This window comes from Litoribacillus peritrichatus (genome assembly GCF_039537985.1).
In the GTDB taxonomy this organism is placed as follows: Bacteria; Pseudomonadota; Gammaproteobacteria; order Pseudomonadales; family Litoribrevibacteraceae; genus Litoribacillus; species Litoribacillus peritrichatus.
In genome coordinates, this window is the sequence record NZ_BAABBN010000004.1 from 820,515 (window position 1) to 839,863 (window position 19,349).

The following is a 19,349-nucleotide window of genomic DNA, read 5'->3' on the forward strand; positions in this document are numbered from 1 at the left end:
GTGGTTGGGTGTCCCTTCATGCTGCCTGGTTCATCATTCCTGTAGCTATCTGGTGTCTATATGCGACTGTGAATGAACGTTCACAAGCCATCAAGCACAGCTATCAAGAAGTGCTCAAATCCATCGGCCTTTATGCGGGCTTCAATTTATGCGCACTGGTAGTGTTTAAACTCGGGCAAGAGTATGACCGAGGCAACTTGTTTACCGGTGGCGCTGAGGATTTCGGCTATATGTTAATGCACTTTGCTGCAGCGGGGGTACTGGCTTTGGTTGGTGCGATCTGGCCTTTGATTCGGCTGGTTAAAGGGATTCAGCTGGTGAATAAATTGCGAGAAGGTGAGTGATGATCAAAGCCTTAAAGTCCTCTCAAGTATCGTTGCCCTGGTTTATACTGCGCAAGCGATGTTCGCTACCGAGTTATTTTATTATCTAAAATCATTGAGCGTTATGATGAACCATTTTTGTGTGTATTTGAGAAAACATGGATTGATATGAATATCAAACAACTATTTGCAGTAATTATTTTTTTCGTATCGTTCACTCCTGCCTTTGCCGATAGCGGACGAGAGGCTTTGAGTAAGTTGGTTTCTCACCATCAAAAAATGATCGTGTTGCTCTCTGACAGTGAAGAGCTTGATCCCTTAGATCTGCACGTTCATACCGCCCGAAATTTCTACAGTCTCAAACATCAGCAGATGGAGGTACTAATTCATTTGGCGGAGGAGCAGGCAGAAACGACAGACAATCGCCATTTGCTGCCAGTGACTCAAACCTTTCTGGAGTTCTATCGCGAAGCACAACTGCATGATGCTGATCGTTTGGCCTTTGCTGATTTAGGGGAAGAGCTGTTGCTGTTGGAGCAAGAGCGGAATATTCCCAGTCAGGGGTTGGTGGGGTTACGTCAAGTTAATGCGGATATTCAGCGCTTTTCCGATTACTTCCGTGAAGAATACAAAAGAACGCTTTCTAAGCTGGGAAAAAGCCGTGGCGCTCGTGAGGATTGGCAGGCGTATTTACAGCTTTTGCATCAGCGTTATAATAGCCAACAGTTGATTCAGCAGATTGAAGAAAAACCTGAGCTATATAAAGAGAAAACGCGTGGTAAAAACCTCGCGAAAAATAAGAAAGATCAGTTAGCTGCTAAGATGCCGAAGGTGGTTTGGGGCAATGGTATGCCAGAGAAAACCGTGGCCTTAACCTTTGACGATGGTCCTCATCGTTTACGAACCGGAAAAATTCTCGATACTCTCAAAACATACGGTGTAAAAGGGTATTTCTTTGCCGTCGGAAAAAATCTGGGGAAAGTGGGCGAGACGCCAGTCATTAGTAAACGAAACGCCAAAGTCATTCAGCGTATTACCGATGAAGGACACATATTAGCCAATCACAGCTTTAATCATAAAGAATTAACTAAGCTGGATGAGTCAATTCAAAAGCAGGAGTTGGAACAAACCAATCAACTCATCAAGACCAGCACGGGCTTTGAAAATATATTATTCCGACCGCCTTATGGATCAAAAAACAAAGCGTTGGAAGCCGTCATTTCAGAAGAAGGGTTGTCCTCCATTATGTGGAATATTGATTCGATGGACTGGGCTGACCCTATTCCAGAGTCAATTGCTGAGCGTACTTTCGAAGCACTGGAAAAGAAAAAGAAAGGGATTCTGCTTTTCCATGACATTCATAAGCAAACCGTTAATGCCTTGCCTTTGATTCTTGAGGGCTTAGCTAAGCGCGGTTACAAGGTGACGACCCTTGATGGTACTCCTTTTACTTTAGGTGAGTCAGGAGTGCCTAAGTTGCCGACCGCTAAAAAGCCTAAGCTCTACGATAACAGTTGGGCCGTGGTGATTGGGGTGAATAAGTACAAGCATTGGCCTAAGCTCGACTATGCGGTGGCGGATGCCAAAAGCATTGCTGATAAGCTTCATCAGAACTTTGGATTTAAAAAAGAAAACATCATTGAAATTTATGATGAACAGGCCAATCGTCACAACATTGCCGAAGTGCTTGGCTACACCTTGGCAGACCCCAAGAAAGTCAAAAAGAACGATCGTGTGTTTATCTTTTACGCTGGGCATGGGGCAACGCGCGGTCTGCCTAATGGCAAGAATCTAGGCTATCTCATCCCAAGTGATGCCGAATTGGAAAAGTACCCAACGAACAGTATCAGCATGAGCCAGTTGAATGATTATTCGGCGTTGATTCCTGCAAAGCATGTCTATTTTGTGATGGACAGTTGTTACTCCGGTTTGGCGTTAACTCGATCTGGTAAAGCCAGCCAGCAATATAACTACTTAGAACATGTGACCAGTCGTCATGCTCGTCAAATCATTACGGCGGGTGGTGCCGATCAGGAAGTGGCGGATGGCGGCCCGAACGGTCATTCCGTATTTACCTGGGCATTTCTGCAAGCCTTGGATGGAAAAGCGGATACGGATGATAATGGCTACATCACCGCCTCGGAAATAGGTACTTATGTATCGCCCGTTGTGGCCAGTTACGCGCCTCAAACGCCGGCGTTTGGTAATTTGATTGGTAATGCTGGTGGCGACTTTGTGTTTGAGCTAAACCAGCAAGCTCAGCAACGTCGTCAGCAACTTCAACAGCAAGCGAAAGTTCAGCAAGTGGCCGCCTTGGCAGCGAAAGAAAACAACATGGAGGCGAATGTTGGGCGTCAATTGGATTTGGATAAATCTCAAGCGTCTGAAAAAGTGGTTGCCACAACAGACCTTGATAAACAGATGAAAGATACGGCTCGTGCGCGCGCTGCCTATAAAGTGGATGCCGAGGCACTCAAGCTCTTCCGTGCGGGCAAGTTAGAAGATGCTGAAAAGAAATGGGCGGAAGCGGTGAAGTTAAATCCGTTTAATGAAAATATCGTCAATAACTACGGTTTTGTTCTAGACAAACTTAATCGAAACGAAGAGGCGTTGATTTGGTATTACCGCACGGTTGAATTGGCCCCAAGACGCACGCCGGTTTACCTGAACTTGGGTGATATCATGGTTAAGCTGGGTAAACCTGAGTTGGCTATCCCGTATTATGAGCGTTATCTGCATTTGTATCCTTCTTATAAAAAAGCAGAAGAACTGGAAGCTAAAATTAAGAAGTTGATGAAACATTAAGGAGTTAACGAAAAAATAGGGGAGGTACTCTGAGTGCTCTCAATCCCTGAGGGTTTTAAGCTCGCTGGAAATTAACTTACCGGGCAAAGGCGAAGGTAGGTCGTACATCCCTCTCGCTGCAAGTAACCCTCTGATGATGTCTGGCCGGTCGGTGATGAATCCGTCAATTCCCCAATCAATGAGTTTTTCAGTTAAAGGCACATTGATTTGGGTTTCCGGATAGCTAGGGAGGGACCAAACCACCACTTTCAAACCTAGTGCTTTTGCGTCATCCAGCCTTGTTTTGGTGAGGCCGGTGTCTTCAACGCCCCGGACTTTGCCGCCTAAATCTTTCACCATTTGTGGAATTGAATCTTTGTGGTCAGCGGGTAGTTCTCCGGCTGTCCAGAGACCGGCAATTTCGGGGTTAGGGTTAAGCCAATTTTCATAGGCGTCGTTTGCGGTTAGGAATTGCAGCGCGATGTTTTCGTTCAGTTTTCTTACTTCTTTTAAGCACCGGTAATCAAAAGCCTGAATCTCAACCCTGTCTTCGATGCATTCTTCTTGAAGTATGCAAACTAACTTTTCCGCCATTACTTTTGGAGCGGCTGATTTAATCACTGGGTGGCCAGGGTACAGCTGAGGTTCCGTTTTCATCTCAATTTGAAACTGAATATCATCACCGGCGACGGCTTTGGCGAACTGGATGACTTCTCTTAATGTTGGGATTTCAGTGCCATCAACCGGGTATTGGTCAGGGAAGGTTCGGCCATAATCACTGGCGAGATCCACTCGGCCAACATCGTACTCTTTGAGCTTTGCCAGTGTTAAGTCCAGAATCCAAGGTTTTTCGGTGATGAACTCATTACTGCCTTTTCGTCGGGTGATGGCTGGGTTCAACCTCATGTCGTGCGTGACGACCAGTTCTCCGTCTTGGGTCAGGTTGATGTCCATATCAATGAAATCCACACCAATGGCCATCATGGTTTTGTAGGCGGGTATGGTGTTTTCTGGCGACAGTGCTCGTGCGCCACGATGACCGTAGATCTGAATCCTATTGTTGGTATCGAACTTAGGCATTTTGAAACCAAAAAGTAGATAAATAATTAGCGTTGATTTACAGGCTAGTGCAGGGCAGTAAGGAAAGGTATTACACGAGATTACAGCGAAGGGAAGCTCAATGGCATTGCTAGCCATTGAGCTTCATTTGCAACGTTTTACAGTTTAGTAACTGTATTACAGGTCACGTGAGGGAAGAGATACCCTGGCTTATCGTGAATCGTTAAGCTCATAAAAATGCTTTGCGAGTAAGATAAGAACGGGAAGGTTTCCCCGCCATCGGTAGACAGTAACCAGTAGTCTGCTTCGTAATCGTCGACGTTTGCACGGCGTTGCTCGAATGGAATATTAGTGACGATGCCTTTTCCGGAAGGTAAAGGCTTCGTAGTTACGCGCCAATGAATGTAAGCATTCGGGCGGATTAATTCTACGGCTTGCTGCAGTGCTTTGTTCGGGTTACGGGTGAGCTCCGGTTGAGGGTTTTGATAATTGTCGGCACTGTTGAGCAATTCTTCGAATGGTGCGCTGTCCAAGCCAGGCGGGGCAAACGGTGGTGGTGTATCCGGTATTACCGGGCTTCCGGTTCCGTGGGTTACGCTCCCCAATGCCAATATGGAATTGCCGTGTGGTACCGCAATTTGTTTGGCGATTTCTATGTCTTCAGGTTGTGGCGGTACAGGCCCTGGTTCTGTGCCGTTTTTGGAATACGGGCCTATTGTTTGAGCTGCTGTGGTTAAGTACAGCCAGGCGCCGTTTTCCTCGTGCACAATCTGTTCGACAGCCGGACCTTCTGCAAAATGTACTTGCTGGTCATAGAAGAGAGCGAATGAATTTTGCGTGTAGTTCCCGCCTCGGTTGGGCGCGTTAACGGGGGTTGCTACTGCTGAACGGTCATTAAACTGTACCGTTTCGTAATATGTGAAGTTTTTCAGAATGTAGCCATAGTTGGGTTGATTTGGCTGAGGCGAGTTTTGTGGCAGAGGCATCACATTGTAAGAAAGCGGGTTACTTTGTCCTCCTTCGTTATTGCTTCCGTTCGGGAGAGGGCGGTTCGTCCAGCGTCCGACAAGGTGCTGGAATGGATAGTTTGGCGGAAAATTTGAGCTGTATGGCATGACGGTTGATCTCCTTGAATTATAATCACGAGTAGTTCTTTTATACTTGTTTGCCTGTACTGCTCGGCTGTAAATAATCAAAGGAGATAAACTGGTGAGGCTCAAGTAAACTTTTTTAACTGAACTGTGTTCAGGGTCAGTTGTGAGGAAGGGATAATTGGTTTGCAGGTGACTAAGTTATTTTCAGAATCAACAGCTTAAATTGAGCACTTTATTAGTAAAATGTTTACAATACGGGGCTGTTTTGGTGTGCTTATTTTTATGTAGGAAATGGATTACGCTCTGTAGTTCTCATGCTAAATATTGATCTTTTATGGGTTGAATTAACCTTTTATTGGAATCGTTTTATTATTACCGCTTAAAAAATGCATAAGTCAGGACGTTGAATGCCATGGTAAATACCTTAAGAAAGTTATTAAAAGTAAGACTGTCTGTTGTGCTTGCTGTCGTGTTTGTTGCCTTGATGGTTGCTTACTATTTTTTTAGTTTTATTGGTGAGTACGTGGTTCTGATTTTGTTGGCCGTTGCCTTCACTTCAAGTTCTGTTAAGAGCAAAAAATTGTCCAGGAGAGTAAAGCTTCTCGAAGCTGAGTTGGCTGAACTGAGGGATAATTAGACCTCCATTAGTAGAAATATTATTTCTTCTAAGTCGTGAATTTTTATGTCGTTTCTTCTGTCTTTACTTGACGTTTTTCGCCTCTTTTTCTCTCCTGTTTTCTAATAATATATTGAAATTATTAAGAAATTTTATGGCTGATCAGCTAGGCTATAGAGTGTGTGACTAAAAAAACGGCTGATTTACCAGCCAACTGGGGAGGAAAAATGAGTACGGGTAGTAATCAAAGTACAGAGGATTATGAGACGGAACATGAGATTGGTGATAACAATATTGAGGTAATGGGGTTAGATATACATAACCCGGTGTTTTTGGTCAGTGCGACGCTAATTTTAATTTTTGTCATTGGCACCCTGATCATGCCCACAGAGGCAAAAGCGTTGTTGGATGGGGCCAAGGGCTGGTCGATTAACAACTTTGACTGGCTATTCATGAGTGCCAGTAACTTATTTGTTCTTTTCTGTTTTTTACTGCTGGTTCTTCCGGTAGGAAAGATTCGTTTAGGCGGCGTTGACGCCAAACCTGAGTATTCACGCTTATCCTGGTTTTCTATGTTGTTTGCAGCAGGCATGGGTATCGGTTTGATGTTTTGGAGTGTCGCTGAACCTGTTGCTTATTATACCGATTGGTGGGGAACCCCATTAAATGCGGAAAATAAAACGCAAGCGGGTGCCGACATGGCAATGGCGGCTACGCTCTTCCATTGGGGACTTCACCCTTGGGCTATTTATGGCATTGTCGGTTTGGCTTTGGCTTTTTTTGCGTTTAACAAGGGAATGCCTTTAACCATTCGCTCTGCGTTTTACCCGTTATTAGGTGAGCGAGTCTGGGGACGAGCAGGAGATGTGATTGATATTTTGGCTGTGCTTGCGACGATTTTTGGCTTGGCAACGTCTTTAGGGCTGGGTGCTCAGCAAGCGACCAGCGGTTTGAGTTTCTTATTTGGTGTTCCTGATACTATCAATACGCAAATCATCATTATTGTTGGGGTGACTGCTGTTGCTATTGTTTCGGTGGTGCGTGGCATTAATGGCGGCGTGAAGGTGCTAAGTAATCTGAACATGACACTGGCTCTGCTGCTTTTGACATTTGTGTTCCTGGCTGGGCCAACCTTGACGTTGATCAGCTACATGGGCACCACAGCCATAGAGTATGTGGCGAATGTGATCCCGTTAAGTAATTGGATTGGTCGTGAAGATGACAAGTTCTTTCATGGCTGGACGGTTTTCTATTGGGCTTGGTGGGTATCCTGGTCGCCATTCGTAGGGCTGTTCATCGCCAGAATTTCAAAGGGCAGAACGGTAAGAGAGTTTATTTCTGCCGTCTTGCTTGTGCCTGTTCTTGTTACTCTGGTGTGGATGTCAGTATTCGGAGGAAGTGCGTTAGAGCAAGCTCAATCGGGTGTTGGTGAATTGGCTAATGGTCTGGGCAGTGTCAGTTTGGCTATGTTCCAAATGTTGGAAAACTTACCGTGGACTCAAATAACCTCGTTTATCGCAATTACACTGGTATTACTTTTTTTCGTAACGTCCTCGGACTCCGGGTCTTTAGTGATCGACAGCATCACTGCTGGCGGTAAGTTGGATGCTCCGGTTTCTCAAAGAATTTTTTGGGCCTGCCTTGAAGGCGCGATAGCCATCGCCTTACTTTATGGTGGTGGTAAAGAAGCTTTAAGTGCCCTACAGGCTGGGGCCATTACTACAGGGTTACCATTTACGATTATTTTATTGCTGATGGCAGTGAGTTTGTTTAAAGGCTTACAAAGTGAGCTACAAAATACCCCAAAGCGTTAAACGTTTAAGGGTAAACCAAGAGCCTATTCACTGAGTAGGCTTTTGGTTTAATGTTACGAAGTAAGGAGAAGGTACTAAAAATTAAGGTACAAAAAAGTTAAGTATGCTGAGCTTCTTTTACGTGAACGACTTCTTTCTTTTTCTTCCCAAAATACCGAACCAAAATAACCCTTCAAATATCGCGCCCAAGAACAGAAAGAAAATCCCACCTGATGGTGCGCCAAGAAAATAACAAGCAAAAGCTGCAAATAACATGGCAAAGCTAATGAGAATACGCCCGACTGACTTCATTTTTAAGCTCCTTTTCGAATGATGACACTGGGTTCTGTTAATTAGTTTAGCATTGTAATCCAACATGTGTCTTACCTTATAGTTGTCATTGATGACTAAAATGGCTTGCTTCAGAACGACCTATGCCCCTGGGGGCTATGTTCGGATTGTTAAAATTTCTAATTACGACACATAAAGATAATTTGCTTGTGGATACTCTGGAACTTGCTGCTATTGGTTGCAGCGGGAATCATAGGGTAATCAGAAAATTTAAAGGAGAGCTAGCGTGTCCATTTTAGCAAACAGTATGATCAGTTCACTTCTGGTCATTGGGTTGGTTTCGTCGGTGACTGTTCAGGCAGCAGAGTCACAACTAAGCACGGGTACATTGGAGGGCTGCTCAGGATTTGGTCCTCAAACGCCAAGAGATATTGATCAGAAAGCAGGGGACAATAAGCGTAAGTTCTCGATTGCTCCTGAATCGACGGAAATGAATCTATGTAATATACACTTTCACAATAATGCAGAGCATAAAGCGAAAGACTTTTCTATCTATGCTGGTGAAGGTGAGCATGGTCATGGTGGTGGCTATCAGTGTGGTATCAGTAAATCGCTTACTCAGGCTGAGCTGGTTGCTCCTGAGGGTGACATATGTCATGGCTTAAAACCAGGTGACACAATTGAAGTACATTGGGTTCACTCTTCATGCGACGTACAACCAGGTAAAGGGCTTGGTTCTTGTTTGTCTGATGGATGTGCTAATCCTGATTTACGCGTTGAAACCCAAGTATTTACAGTGGTTAATGACTCGGCAGCGCTGAACTTTGCCGACCTGACGTACGATGGAAACAAAGTAAACGGATTACATCAGGCGAAAACATTGCCTGAAGGAACTGGTCAGGCGGTTGAGTTTCTGGGTTCTACAACCGGCCCGAAATACACTGAGCAGAATTGTTCTCCGTTGCAAGTGACTTGGAGTGTTCGACCTCAATGTGCCAAAGTCGACATTAATAGTTTAGGCAAATGGTGTGAAAGCAACGTCTTTAAAGAAGACCATGCACATGGTGTGAGGAAGCTAGTTACCAACCCTAAACTGCTTTCTGAAATCGAGTAAGTGTTGTCCGCTTATTAATCAAGTGTGTCGTTATTTTAATAATAATTTATCGAAAAACGATAAATTATTATTGAGTTGTTATTCTTGTTGTCCTATTCTCTGGTCATCTTAACAAGGAGAGTATGACTCATGTCTAACATTCAAAAGCACATCCGTCGGTTGCGGCTATTTCTTCAATTCATGTTCGTTGCAGTGCCTGTAAGTGTTATCTTTTTTTGGGCGTCCATCAGTACTCCCTACGATGTTTTAACCAGTACGGGTGTCGTTGAGGTCAGCTTTGATATCAACGCACTGACCCAGCAACCATTATCAATAACCAGTAGGGTACTTGCGGCAATCGCAAATTTGCTGATTTCAGGTGTGGCAATGTATGCCATTTATATTCTGATTCGGTTATTTAAAAATTATGAACAAGGTAAAATTTTTTCGCTGGAAAACGTAAGTTACTATCAGAAGTTGGGTTACAGCTTATTTTATTGGGTTCTTGGAAATGTGATTTATGGCGGCGTGATTTCGGTGATCTTATCATTTAATAATCTTCCGGGAGAGCGCTACCTTGAGTTAACTTTTCAAGGCGTAGATGCTTTGACAATCATGTTAGGGTTTTTGGTGTTAATTATTTCTCGGGTAATGAAGGAAGGACAAATCATTGCAGATGAAAATAGGCATACAATTTAAGGTGCAATGATGGCAATTCGTATAGATTTAGACGTTGTGATGGCCCAACGTAAAATGCGTCTTAAAACGCTGGCACAACAAGTCGGTATTACCGAACAGAATTTATCGGTGTTAAAGAATGGAAAAGCGAAGGCGGTTCGATTTTCGACACTGGATAAAATTTGTGAAGTATTGGAATGTCAGCCTGGTGATATATTAGTACGTGATGGGAATGGCTCGGGTATTGATGAGCTAAGTTGAGACGCTGATTAGGGCCTGGACATGAAACTAATGTTAGGGGTGAGGGATATTAATCAATGAGAATGGAGAAGTTTGCTGCCCGTTTTTTTAACATGACCGATGAAGTTTGGGCTAAACATGCCAATCCTCTGAGTGTATGGACTCGCTATTCTTGTTTACCACTTTTGTGCATTGCGGTTTGGTCGCGTGACTGGATCGGAGGGTGGGCGCTGATTCCGGGTGTTGTGGTGATCTTATGGGTTTGGCTGAACCCAAGAGTGTTTGGTAAGCCTAAAACAACTAACCATTGGGCATCGAAAGCAGTATTGGGGGAGCGGGTGTTATTGATGCACCCAAAAGATCAAATACCTTCTCATCATCTTAGAGCAATTGGTCTGCTTAAATCAGTGACGTTTGCAGGTTTTGTGTTGGCCATTTATGGTTTGGTTGTTTTTCACCTCTGGTTTACGGTTTTTGGCACGATTCTCACAATATTGGGGAAAACCTGGTTTTTGGATCGGATGGTGTGGCTCTACCAAGATTTGGAAGATCAGAACGCTCAGTACCGAAGCTGGGTGTACTAACCTTTAAGAACATAGGATGTTGACAACAAGGGGGTGGTTTTGGACCTTTTACAAAATCTCGATGGTTTTGTTGTGTTGAACCAAGGCGATCCGACACTGTTTTTTCAAAAACTGTCGGATGAATACAACTGGTCAGATGACTTTTGCAAGAGTGCGTTTGAAGAATATAAACGGTTTATTTTTCTTGCTGTTACGGCTGAAGAGCGAGTAGTACCTTCGGTTGTGGTTGATAAAATTTGGCATATGCACATGACGTTTACGGTGTCTTACTGGCATGACTTATGTCGGGATGTACTGCAACAAGAATTGCATCATGTTCCTTCACCCAAAAGTAAAAGTTTTGAGACTGAAGATAGGCAAGCTTACCAACAAACGTTACTGCGCTATAACCGCGTGTTCGGAACGGAACCACCTTCAAAGGTGTGGCCAGCGCCAAAGCGGCAAACGAAGAAAAATTCCCTGCCTTTCAAATGGTTGAGTTTACTTTTCTTTTCGACGTTTTTTATCACTGCGTGCAGTGATATTAATCAGAAGGAGGCTGTTTATTACTTTAAATGGGCCGTTGCAATCTATGTCGTTTACAAAATCTTGAAATGGTTGGACTCTGGAAATCATCGAGGGGGAGGGGGAAATAGTGGCTGTAGTAGCAGTTGCGGTGGAGGGGGAGATTAACTGATAGGTATTTCTTTGGGAGTTATAAACAATGCGCGGTATGATTTTTTAAAATGCATACCGCGACTTTGCTAGGCTATTAGTTTAATAATTCACTATCCCAGTTATCAGGCAGTTCGATTATGAACACTTCTCGATGATCAAGCTGTCCTCCCCAGTTTGAAGACCAGTAGATACGATTGCCGGATAAGTTAATGGCGGCAGGCGCTTCGTCTCTGTAATCACCATCATATTTGTTATAAGCAGGCGAGATGCGCCAGATGATAGGATCTTCCTCCTCAGGTTTAATTTGGATCATCATGAACTGATTCCCGGCCCAATAATCATCACGTTTTGAATAGGTATTCATAAATAACCAACCGGGTATGCTCTGAGGCATTTTTCCGTAGTGGAAGCTCATTTCCCAGCCGAAATCTCTGTGGCTTGCAACTTCGACCCGGTTATCATATCCAGAGTTCTCTCCATCAATGTAAATAGCATCAAGTCGGTCCGTCCGGTTATTCTGGCTGATAAACATTTCACGCTCTTCTTCGTCAAAAGACCAGCCTGAGTGAGTCTCACTTACTGAAATCTTGGTAGGTGTTTGTTCCTGGAAATTAAAATCATTTGGCCACAGGTGCGGGCCATCAAACCAGGTATCAATATAATTAATACCAATACCACCATAGTCCACATCATCCCACTTTCGGCCCATATGAATCACGACACCCGTGCCAAGCGGTGACATTTCGATCATATTAGGTCGGTAAGTAAAGGTTGTCTTATCCTTTTCTATGTCCAGATTTGTACCGGCCAGATCTGAAGGTGTTAGGCTGTGGGTTTCATCCGTAGATACCTGGTAATGAATGAATGCATCGACTAAATAGGTCTGACTGCCTTTATAGTTGGAACCATAATGAACGGCCATCCATGCCCAGTGATCACTGTCATTCGAACTGTCTCCTTCAACGTCATTGTAGATTTTGACGGAATTAGGGAATTGTTCACTGAAGTCCTTAATAAGCTTGGTGGTTTCGGTTTTGTTGGTGACATCGTCGATCATCCAAAACTTCATTCCTTTGATGAAATAGATGCGATTCGGATGTCTGCCTGAGGTGTCCCACCTGACTTCATTATTTTCACCAATGCTGGTTCCTGCTGCACTGGTGAGTTCTGTGATGATGTTCCCGGTTTCCCGTTCAACCACCCAGCTTGATGCCGAATTCTTACCAAATATCAGGAAGTAATTGCCTGTTGAATTTTCAGGGGAATAGCGAGAATAAACGATTAATGCGTCATCACTATCAATCATTGAGGCGTCAGTTAATCGGGTGATTTTGGCGCCTGTAACCGGGTCAGTGTGTGTCTCACCTTTTGCAATAGGAGCATTGCCATAGCTTGCCGGAATCAGGTCTTTGCTTTGTACAAAGTTACTTGACGCGCCAGAGTTAGAAGGCTGATTGACGACAATGATCTTGTAACTTTTATCATTGCCGGAGTCACTGAAACTGACGGTTAAAAGATCAGTCGTTTGGTTACTGCTGTTATAAATGCATGAATTAGAGCTTACGGATGAAGCGCAAGAAGGTGATCCTGTAACTTGATAGGCAATAGCGTTGCCATCGAGCCCAAGCTTTTGGCCTAAAGTAATTGAAAGGTCTTCACCAATGGTTGCATAAAGCGTTTTCCAAACTTCTTCGTTGTTTAATCCATTTAACAGATCGGAAGGCTCATAGTCTGTATTTGGGTCTTCATACGTTCCGCCACCGTTATTTCCACCACTTCCAGGGTCTTCGTTATCGACCGGTTCAACGTATTCGGTGGTGAAAGTGAAGACATGTGGCGTTTGGGTTTCATTAGCCGTTTCGTCTATGCATCTTCCATAGAGATGCGATCGGGTATCGAACTTGGGGGCCTTCCATTCACCGGAATGATTGATTCCATTGTTGGTAGACATGCTGTATCGCATATCATCGAAGGAAATGACAGGGGAACGGTCAAACCGACAGCTTGCCCCTTCATTGGTCGTGAGTGTTAAATTGATATTGTTGTCGGAAGATTGGATAAGTTCATCGTTTGGCGCTGATCTAATCACCAAGGGTTCTAGCGTGTCCACATAAGGAGCATAGGTCACGACCAGTTTCGGCCGATATTCAAGGTCTTCATGGTTTGACGTTGCTGTTGTGTTTTGAATGTTGGCATCGTCTTCCTGATGATAAAGCGCCCATCCTTGATTAGGACACTGCATGGTTTGAATGCACTGTAAGTCAGCAGTTACATCCACTTCGTAGCTATCGCCTTTTTGAGCACCTTTGGCCGAAGTATAGTAGGGTGATTCCTGAATACTTTTTAAGACACCCTGGAAATAATCTGCATTTAGATCATCTGGTGAATCGGGGTCGGATAAACGCCACTTCACATCAACAGAGCCGGAATCATCACGAGATTCAATATTAGCTCCCGCTCGAAATCCATGACCGACTTCCCAGCCTGTAGCGTATTGGCCGCCTAAATTATCGGGGTCTAATATTCGTCGAACGTAAATGTCCGATTCTTTATAAGAATAACCGCCAACGTGGTAGAGAACTAATTTGGCAGACTCGACGGCTCCTTTTTGGCTTAAGTCGCCTAATTCAAAGTGTTCGATATTGTAGATACGCTGTTTTCCTGAGTAACGGAAATAGTGCGTTGTTCGAGTTGGATTTTGGGCTCTGGAGCTGCTGAAGGTGGTTGATGTATTGCCTGAGTATTCGTTTACCCCTTGTTGATACTCGATCGTTTCACTGGCTTGGGCACCTGCTTGCAGCAAAACGCATACAGACAGGGCAGAAGATAATTTTTTGATCATGACTTACCTCATATAAAACATCCATGCTCTATATACACATACAGTGTAAGAGACATTGAAATAACGGGTTTATTTCATGCTACTTTGAAGGTTGATCAGAATAGCGAGCCTTTTCATGACTGATTATTTTTATAATAAATTAAGCATGATAATTAAGTGTTTATAATATGACTCTCTTATAATAACTATAAATTATTAAGATTTGTTTTATTAAAAACAGATTATTATATATCCATGTTTATTCGTTATAAATCTGATTAACGCCTCAGTTGCAAATGTAGAATAGTGTTTGTTGTCTGTATTTTAAAGCTGTTGGTAGGTCAAATTTGTAATTTAATATTTCTATTTTATATGAGTTTTCTGTTTATTTATGTGGTTGATTTTAAATGTTTTTTGTATTTTGTTGGAAGATTAGGGTTGGTTTTTTAAAAGCTTAAGTATAATAATGTAAGGTATTTGTTGGTTTTTATTGTGGTTTTTATTGTGGTTTATGGTGTGTGTTTGTAAATAAGTTGGTTTATGGTTTTTATTAAGTTTTAGCCTGTTTTTTATGTTGGCTGGATGTGCTTTAGAAAGGATTTATCAATGCTACGTATTTTAATAATCGTTTATTATTAATTTCTGATCTGTTGTATCGTAGGTTCTTGGTGTTTGTTTTAGAAGTTGGTGTTTTTTAAATATTAATCGTTTGATTAATAAAACTTATAAGTTTTCAGGAACCTTTTGAGCAACAGCACGTCTACCCATGCACACGATGAATTAAATGGTTTCTTAAGGCTCTCTGAATGGTTCGTTTCTGGTCGACATGTCTACTTGCTTTATTGGTTGCTATGCAATCTGTATTTGCTATGGCAGTTGATCACCAAGTTCATATGACTGAAAGTCAGCATATCGTATTTTCTGAAGTCGATGAACAAGCCTTATCACATGAATCATCCCACTGTGAAAATAAGAACCTTAAATCAGAAAAAGATAAGGAATCTGATTCTTTACTTTCGACGCTTGATTGTCCGCATTGTTGTCATACCCATACTAACCTGTCAGATAACTTTTCTCCGGCTCAGGTCGACTTTCTGGACAACGGCAATTCTAATTATATTTTTACTGACCTTTCTTTCCTAATCTCACCAGATCACCGCCCTCCGAGAAGCTAATCGTAATCTCATTTTGATTTAAAACAGTTTATTCAAAATTAAAATTGCGGGTAAGTCGACGTCTATCGTCAGTCGTTGCCTGCAGATTGATACGATTAGAGACCTTTGCACGGACTGCGAAACGACTTAGAACAAGGCAAAAATCAACGAAAAAGCGGAGTTTACTTGTCGTAAATGAGCATTTTGAGGCGATTTTTAACGCTGTTATTAGTTGTTGTAGCTTTCATGCAAAAGTCTCGATTATTAGGAAATAATTATGAAAACTTATATTGCTGCTATTTTCTCTGCTACTGCTCTGGTTTCTTCTGTGTTTGCTTTACCTGCATCGGCAGGCGTGGATTCAACGAACGTTGTTGAAATCATTAATCAGGATCAACAAGGCGGTCACTTACGCCTGGTGACTGCCTCTAAGGAAGGGAATAAGACTTTGGTGACAGGTCTTATTACTGCCGACCATGAGAACCGGTTACCTTTAGGGCATATAGATGTTGCGGCTTTTTCAGCTCAAGGCAGCCTAATTGCTGAGACAACCGCAAGCTACGCACCTAAAATCTTAACAGAATCTTCTCGCAAACGAGGTGGTCTGCACTTTTCGACCAATGCCTTACCAAAACTTCCTTCGGATGCAGTCGTGAAGGTGGCTTTCCACCGGAATGAAACTGCATCAAATTCTGCACCTAAGCATAATTCTAACGTTGCAAAATAGCTTTGATTTACCGGCTTCGTTTGGGCTTTCAGTAGGCTTTTGACAGTGAATTCAGTTTCTTAAATAAAGCCTCTTATTTCCGGGCCATTTGGCCCATGTTTGATCGAAGCCAAAAATCTAACTTTTACTTTTTACATATAACTTTTATATGCGGGCTGTTTCGTCTTTAAAAAATAACGCGGCCTGTAAATGGATATAAATTAGGATAAATATTATGAAAACTTCTTTCGCTTCTGTTCTTTCTGCAACAGCTATCTCTGTTACTGCTTTCGCTTCTGTTTCTTTAACACTTCCTGCATCTGCCGGTGAAATTTCTTCTTATCAGGTTGAAGTGGTCAATCAAGGTCAAAAAGGGGATGGATTTAAGTCTGTGTATGCTTCACAGCAAGGAAACAGCACGGAAGTGTTCGGCAGAATTAAAGGGAAACCAAAGTCCGGCCATGTTGATATCGCAGCTTATTCATCTTCTGGTGAGCTATTGGCTGAGACGACGACTGGTTATTCTCCTAGCTTACTGTCTTCAAGCAGAAAGAAAATGGGTGGCCCGCGTTTCTCTACGGACGCTTTACCTGTTCTACCTTCGGATGCGGTGATTAAAGTTGCTTTCCACGGGGATGAAGACACGGGATCAGCCCCGCAGCATCGTACTAATACGGCTAAATAATCCAGCGAAATAACTCTGATTAATATGAAAACTAAATAACGTCATTTAAGAAATATGACGTAACTGAGGTCGGGAACTTTTGACCCGATCTCAGTCCTTAAGAAAGATAGATTTGGGGACAAATTAAATGGTCTTACGTGTGTGGAAACAATCGTTTCTAGGGGCTTCTTTTGCCTTGATTTTACCGTCATTCGTCCTCGCGGATATGACAAACCGGAATACATCTGAAACTGCTGATGTGGACATGAATTGGTCTTGGTTTAGCCGCCAAATAGAACAGCATCCAGAAATTATGGCCATTCGTGAAAATATGAACGCTGAGTTTGCCAGATCAGAAGGTATGAAAAAACCCACCTATAACCCGGAATTATCAACCGATTGGGAAAGGGAGGGCGAAGACAACAATTACAGCATTGGTTTAAGCCAAACCGTTGATTGGTCTGATAAACAAGAGGCAAGAATTCAACAATCAAAGTTTCTCCGAGAAGGGGTGAAACAACGATATGAATTAGCATTGCAGGAAAAAGCAGCTGAAGGGCTTACTGCTTTAATTGGCTGGCAGGTTGCGAAGCAGCAATCGGACCTGGCTTTAGCTCAAGAGGTTCGTTTAAGCGATTTGTTAAGTCTGATTCAGAGACGGCAACAAACAGGAGATTTAGGCGAGGTGGATGCTGAGCTGGCTTATCTTGGTTTATCGCAAACACTTAATTTGTCAGCAAAAGCTCAGGCGGAACTTAAACAGGCAAGAACTCGCTTGCAAGAAGTACTTCCTGAGTGGAAAGCTGAATGGACAGCCGAATTATCAGAGCAATGGATAGGGTCTTTGGAAATTAATTTATTCTCAGAATCAGAGATTCCTGCCAATCGCTTATTGGCAATGAATGAAATCGATCAATATCCGTCTGTTTTGGCTGCAAAAGCCGACTGGACAGCTCAGCAAGAGGGTGTTGAATTAATTCAAAGAGAAATCAGCGCGGACCCAACCTTTGGGATCAGTACCGGAGTATCCGGAGAAGAAAACGTTATCGGCTTGAGTTTTTCTATTCCGTTACATGTTCGAAATGACTATTCCGATCAAGTGCGGGCTTCAAATAGTGATGCGATTTCAGCGGAAGCGAATTACCTCAGTGTAAGAAGAAAGCAACAGTTTGCGCTTGAAGCGAGTTTGGCGACATTAAACGAGTATCAACAACGTTTCGAACGTTGGCAGAAATTAGCAGCAGGGAGAGCGCAGCGCAGCGCAGATTTACTTGAACGTTATTGGCGCAGTGGCGATATGAGTACCGCCGAATACGTTCTGGCGCTGGAACAACGTTCTGCTGATCTAACTGCTGGTATTGAATTACAAGCTGCATATCGTCTGGCAAAAGTTGATTGGCTCTTACAAACAGCCAGTTTTCCATTTTCAGCAGATTCAACTGTTTCAACATTTTCAAGCCCTGATCGTATGCCTTAGCGCATTTTTTGAGGTCCATTTTTGAGACCCACTTTGTAAATCATTAGCGATCACCCTATTAAGTGAAAGGAAAAAACGATGAAAAGTACTTTGCCAATTTTCATGGCCAGTTTGTTATTTGGTATGCCCGCAATCAGCAACGCAGGAGCTGGGCATGGACATCAAGAAGCCAATTCTTCCTCATTGCTATCTGAAGAAAGTAAACACGAAGAGTCAGAGCATAGTGAAAATGAGAAACATGAATCAGAGGAACATGATTCTCATGGTCATGAGGAATCCAGTGCTGAAGATGAAGAGGGTGTTGAATTGACTAAAACCCAACAAAATTTAGCAAATATTCAGGTTGAAACCTTGGTTAAAAAGAATATGGCGTATCAACTTTATGCGCCGGGTGAGATCAGAACCAATGGTTACACCAGTTATCTTGTGTCACCAAGAGTGGATTCAGTGATTCTCAAACGTCACGTGGCACTTGGTGATCATGTTGAACAAGGTCAACCGCTGGTTACGCTATTCAGTGAAACCATTGCTGAAGCTCAGGCTGACCACCGTGTGGACAGCGCCGAATGGCAGCGAGTACAAAAGTTGGGTCGAAAGACGGTAGGTGATAAACGTTACGTTGAAGCTCAAGCTGCGTTTGAAGCGAGCTATGGGCGGTTATTAGCTTTTGGTTTATCTGAGGCAGCAATCAAACAGTTCAGTAATAAAACCCTTCGTTTAGGAGAATATACCCTTAATGCCGAAACAGAAGGTGCTGTGTTGAGTGACGACTTCAATCAAGGTCAACGAGTGACGGCAGGGGAGTCTCTTATCGAGCTTGCTAATGAAAGTGAACTTTGGGTTGAGGCCCGTTTCTCACCAAACAATCAAATGACGTTTGCAGCCGGTACATTAGCTGAGGTTGAAGTTGATGGTGTTAAATACAGTGCTCGTGTTAGTGAAGAAGCGCATACCATTGATCCGGTTACCAGAACACGAGTTGTTCGTTTGTTGGTCGATAACGAAGCCCATCGATTGCATCCGGGTATGTTCGCAGATGTATTTTTCACTTTCAAAACTAAGAACTCGGTTCTGGCGATTCCTGAATCCGCTTTGATGCGAAGTGCTGATGGTGATTGGACCCTGTTTATTGAACATCAACCAGATCGGTTTGAAGCAAAAGAAGTGGAGCTTGGTCGTTCTTTAGGTGAATTCCGAGAAATAACCGGTATTGAATCTGGCAGCAAAGTGGTGACAGAAGGCGCATTTTTTGTGGCGTCAGAGATCGCCAAGGGCGGCTTTGATCCTCATAACCATTAATCACCAACCAGGAGTT

Annotated in this window: 18 protein-coding genes; 14 read left to right on the plus strand and 4 right to left on the minus strand. The window is 43.2% G+C overall.

Annotated elements, in window-relative coordinates; all coding sequences use genetic code 11:
- Positions 1-8: 8 nt before the first annotated feature.
- Both ABD744_RS04970 and ABD744_RS04975 read left to right on the plus strand, forming a co-directional pair.
- Positions 9-344: a hypothetical protein gene (locus ABD744_RS04970; protein WP_344796070.1), complete on the plus strand. Its 336-nt coding sequence runs from the start codon at positions 9-11 to the stop codon at positions 342-344.
- A 147-nt stretch (positions 345-491) separates the two neighbouring features.
- Positions 492-3,128: a polysaccharide deacetylase family protein gene (locus tag ABD744_RS04975; protein ID WP_344796072.1), complete on the plus strand. Its 2,637-nt coding sequence runs from the start codon at positions 492-494 to the stop codon at positions 3,126-3,128.
- Positions 3,129-3,167: 39 nt separating this feature from the next.
- On the opposite strand, the gene ABD744_RS04980 is transcribed toward ABD744_RS04975, so the two are convergent.
- Together ABD744_RS04980 and ABD744_RS04985 are read right to left on the minus strand one after the other, a co-directional pair.
- Entirely contained in the window at positions 3,168-4,187 is a 1,020-nt protein-coding gene (locus tag ABD744_RS04980) for a glycerophosphodiester phosphodiesterase family protein (RefSeq protein ID WP_344796074.1), read from the minus strand.
- Between the two features lie 137 nt (positions 4,188-4,324).
- On the minus strand, positions 4,325-5,281 hold the full coding sequence (locus ABD744_RS04985) for a heme-binding protein (RefSeq protein ID WP_344796076.1): 957 nt from the start codon (positions 5,279-5,281) through the stop codon (positions 4,325-4,327).
- Between the two features lie 391 nt (positions 5,282-5,672).
- On the opposite strand from ABD744_RS04985, the gene ABD744_RS04990 reads away from it, so the two are divergent.
- The gene (locus ABD744_RS04990; protein WP_344796078.1) at positions 5,673-5,897 is read left to right on the plus strand and encodes a hypothetical protein; all 225 of its coding nucleotides are present in this window, start codon (positions 5,673-5,675) and stop codon (positions 5,895-5,897) included.
- Positions 5,898-6,103: 206 nt separating this feature from the next.
- The gene (locus tag ABD744_RS04995) at positions 6,104-7,690 is read left to right on the plus strand and encodes a BCCT family transporter (RefSeq protein ID WP_344796080.1); all 1,587 of its coding nucleotides are present in this window, start codon (positions 6,104-6,106) and stop codon (positions 7,688-7,690) included.
- A gap of 117 nt (positions 7,691-7,807) precedes the next feature.
- Here ABD744_RS04995 and ABD744_RS05000 read toward each other — a convergent pair whose 3' ends face one another.
- Positions 7,808-7,981, minus strand: a complete 174-nt coding sequence (locus tag ABD744_RS05000; protein ID WP_344796082.1) for a hypothetical protein — start codon at positions 7,979-7,981, stop codon at positions 7,808-7,810.
- Between the two features lie 265 nt (positions 7,982-8,246).
- Between ABD744_RS05000 and ABD744_RS05005 the strand changes: the two genes are divergently transcribed.
- The 5 genes from ABD744_RS05005 (at position 8,247) to ABD744_RS05025 (ending at position 11,227) form a co-directional block, all read left to right on the plus strand.
- Positions 8,247-9,074, plus strand: coding sequence for a delta-class carbonic anhydrase (locus ABD744_RS05005; RefSeq protein WP_344796083.1), 828 nt, complete (start codon positions 8,247-8,249; stop codon positions 9,072-9,074).
- Between the two features lie 129 nt (positions 9,075-9,203).
- On the plus strand, positions 9,204-9,752 hold the full coding sequence (locus ABD744_RS05010; protein ID WP_344796084.1) for a DUF2975 domain-containing protein: 549 nt from the start codon (positions 9,204-9,206) through the stop codon (positions 9,750-9,752).
- Between the two features lie 9 nt (positions 9,753-9,761).
- Entirely contained in the window at positions 9,762-9,992 is a 231-nt protein-coding gene (locus ABD744_RS05015) for a helix-turn-helix domain-containing protein (protein ID WP_344796085.1), read from the plus strand.
- 56 nt (positions 9,993-10,048) lie between these two features.
- Positions 10,049-10,555: a DUF6653 family protein gene (locus ABD744_RS05020; protein ID WP_344796086.1), complete on the plus strand. Its 507-nt coding sequence runs from the start codon at positions 10,049-10,051 to the stop codon at positions 10,553-10,555.
- A gap of 39 nt (positions 10,556-10,594) precedes the next feature.
- Complete coding sequence (locus ABD744_RS05025; RefSeq protein ID WP_344796087.1) at positions 10,595-11,227, plus strand: glycine-rich domain-containing protein; 633 nt, start codon at positions 10,595-10,597, stop codon at positions 11,225-11,227.
- 79 nt (positions 11,228-11,306) lie between these two features.
- Here ABD744_RS05025 and ABD744_RS05030 read toward each other — a convergent pair whose 3' ends face one another.
- The gene (locus tag ABD744_RS05030; protein WP_344796088.1) at positions 11,307-14,054 is read right to left on the minus strand and encodes a hypothetical protein; all 2,748 of its coding nucleotides are present in this window, start codon (positions 14,052-14,054) and stop codon (positions 11,307-11,309) included.
- A 785-nt stretch (positions 14,055-14,839) separates the two neighbouring features.
- Here ABD744_RS05030 and ABD744_RS05035 point away from each other — a divergent pair.
- The 5 genes from ABD744_RS05035 (at position 14,840) to ABD744_RS05055 (ending at position 19,333) form a co-directional block, all read left to right on the plus strand.
- A complete protein-coding gene (locus ABD744_RS05035) occupies positions 14,840-15,208 on the plus strand; it encodes a hypothetical protein (protein WP_344796089.1) in 369 nt (122 codons plus the stop codon).
- Between the two features lie 256 nt (positions 15,209-15,464).
- Positions 15,465-15,914, plus strand: a complete 450-nt coding sequence (locus tag ABD744_RS05040) for a hypothetical protein (protein ID WP_344796090.1) — start codon at positions 15,465-15,467, stop codon at positions 15,912-15,914.
- A gap of 214 nt (positions 15,915-16,128) precedes the next feature.
- Positions 16,129-16,578: a hypothetical protein gene (locus ABD744_RS05045; protein ID WP_344796091.1), complete on the plus strand. Its 450-nt coding sequence runs from the start codon at positions 16,129-16,131 to the stop codon at positions 16,576-16,578.
- 127 nt (positions 16,579-16,705) lie between these two features.
- A complete protein-coding gene (locus ABD744_RS05050; protein WP_344796092.1) occupies positions 16,706-18,034 on the plus strand; it encodes a TolC family protein in 1,329 nt (442 codons plus the stop codon).
- A gap of 78 nt (positions 18,035-18,112) precedes the next feature.
- Positions 18,113-19,333 carry an efflux RND transporter periplasmic adaptor subunit gene (locus tag ABD744_RS05055; RefSeq protein WP_344796093.1) on the plus strand — a complete coding sequence of 407 codons (1,221 nt, stop codon included), beginning with the start codon at positions 18,113-18,115 and terminating at the stop codon, positions 19,331-19,333.
- Positions 19,334-19,349 lie beyond the last annotated feature (16 nt).

What these genes read in the sequence shown, in the direction of transcription:
- ABD744_RS04995 (WP_344796080.1), top strand. Translation starts at nt 6,104, where the DNA reads ATGAGTACGGGTAGTAATCAAAGTACAGAGGATTATGAGACGGAACAT.
- ABD744_RS04990 (WP_344796078.1), top strand. Translation starts at nt 5,673, where the DNA reads ATGGTAAATACCTTAAGAAAGTTATTAAAAGTAAGACTGTCTGTTGTG.
- ABD744_RS05030 (WP_344796088.1), bottom strand. Translation starts at nt 14,054, where the DNA reads ATGATCAAAAAATTATCTTCTGCCCTGTCTGTATGCGTTTTGCTGCAA.
- ABD744_RS04980 (WP_344796074.1), bottom strand. Translation starts at nt 4,187, where the DNA reads ATGCCTAAGTTCGATACCAACAATAGGATTCAGATCTACGGTCATCGT.
- ABD744_RS05050 (WP_344796092.1), top strand. Translation starts at nt 16,706, where the DNA reads ATGGTCTTACGTGTGTGGAAACAATCGTTTCTAGGGGCTTCTTTTGCC.
- ABD744_RS05015 (WP_344796085.1), top strand. Translation starts at nt 9,762, where the DNA reads ATGGCAATTCGTATAGATTTAGACGTTGTGATGGCCCAACGTAAAATG.
- ABD744_RS04975 (WP_344796072.1), top strand. Translation starts at nt 492, where the DNA reads ATGAATATCAAACAACTATTTGCAGTAATTATTTTTTTCGTATCGTTC.
- ABD744_RS05055 (WP_344796093.1), top strand. Translation starts at nt 18,113, where the DNA reads ATGAAAAGTACTTTGCCAATTTTCATGGCCAGTTTGTTATTTGGTATG.
- ABD744_RS04985 (WP_344796076.1), bottom strand. Translation starts at nt 5,281, where the DNA reads ATGCCATACAGCTCAAATTTTCCGCCAAACTATCCATTCCAGCACCTT.
- ABD744_RS05040 (WP_344796090.1), top strand. Translation starts at nt 15,465, where the DNA reads ATGAAAACTTATATTGCTGCTATTTTCTCTGCTACTGCTCTGGTTTCT.
- ABD744_RS05045 (WP_344796091.1), top strand. Translation starts at nt 16,129, where the DNA reads ATGAAAACTTCTTTCGCTTCTGTTCTTTCTGCAACAGCTATCTCTGTT.
- ABD744_RS05000 (WP_344796082.1), bottom strand. Translation starts at nt 7,981, where the DNA reads ATGAAGTCAGTCGGGCGTATTCTCATTAGCTTTGCCATGTTATTTGCA.
- ABD744_RS05010 (WP_344796084.1), top strand. Translation starts at nt 9,204, where the DNA reads ATGTCTAACATTCAAAAGCACATCCGTCGGTTGCGGCTATTTCTTCAA.
- ABD744_RS05035 (WP_344796089.1), top strand. Translation starts at nt 14,840, where the DNA reads ATGGTTCGTTTCTGGTCGACATGTCTACTTGCTTTATTGGTTGCTATG.
- ABD744_RS05020 (WP_344796086.1), top strand. Translation starts at nt 10,049, where the DNA reads ATGAGAATGGAGAAGTTTGCTGCCCGTTTTTTTAACATGACCGATGAA.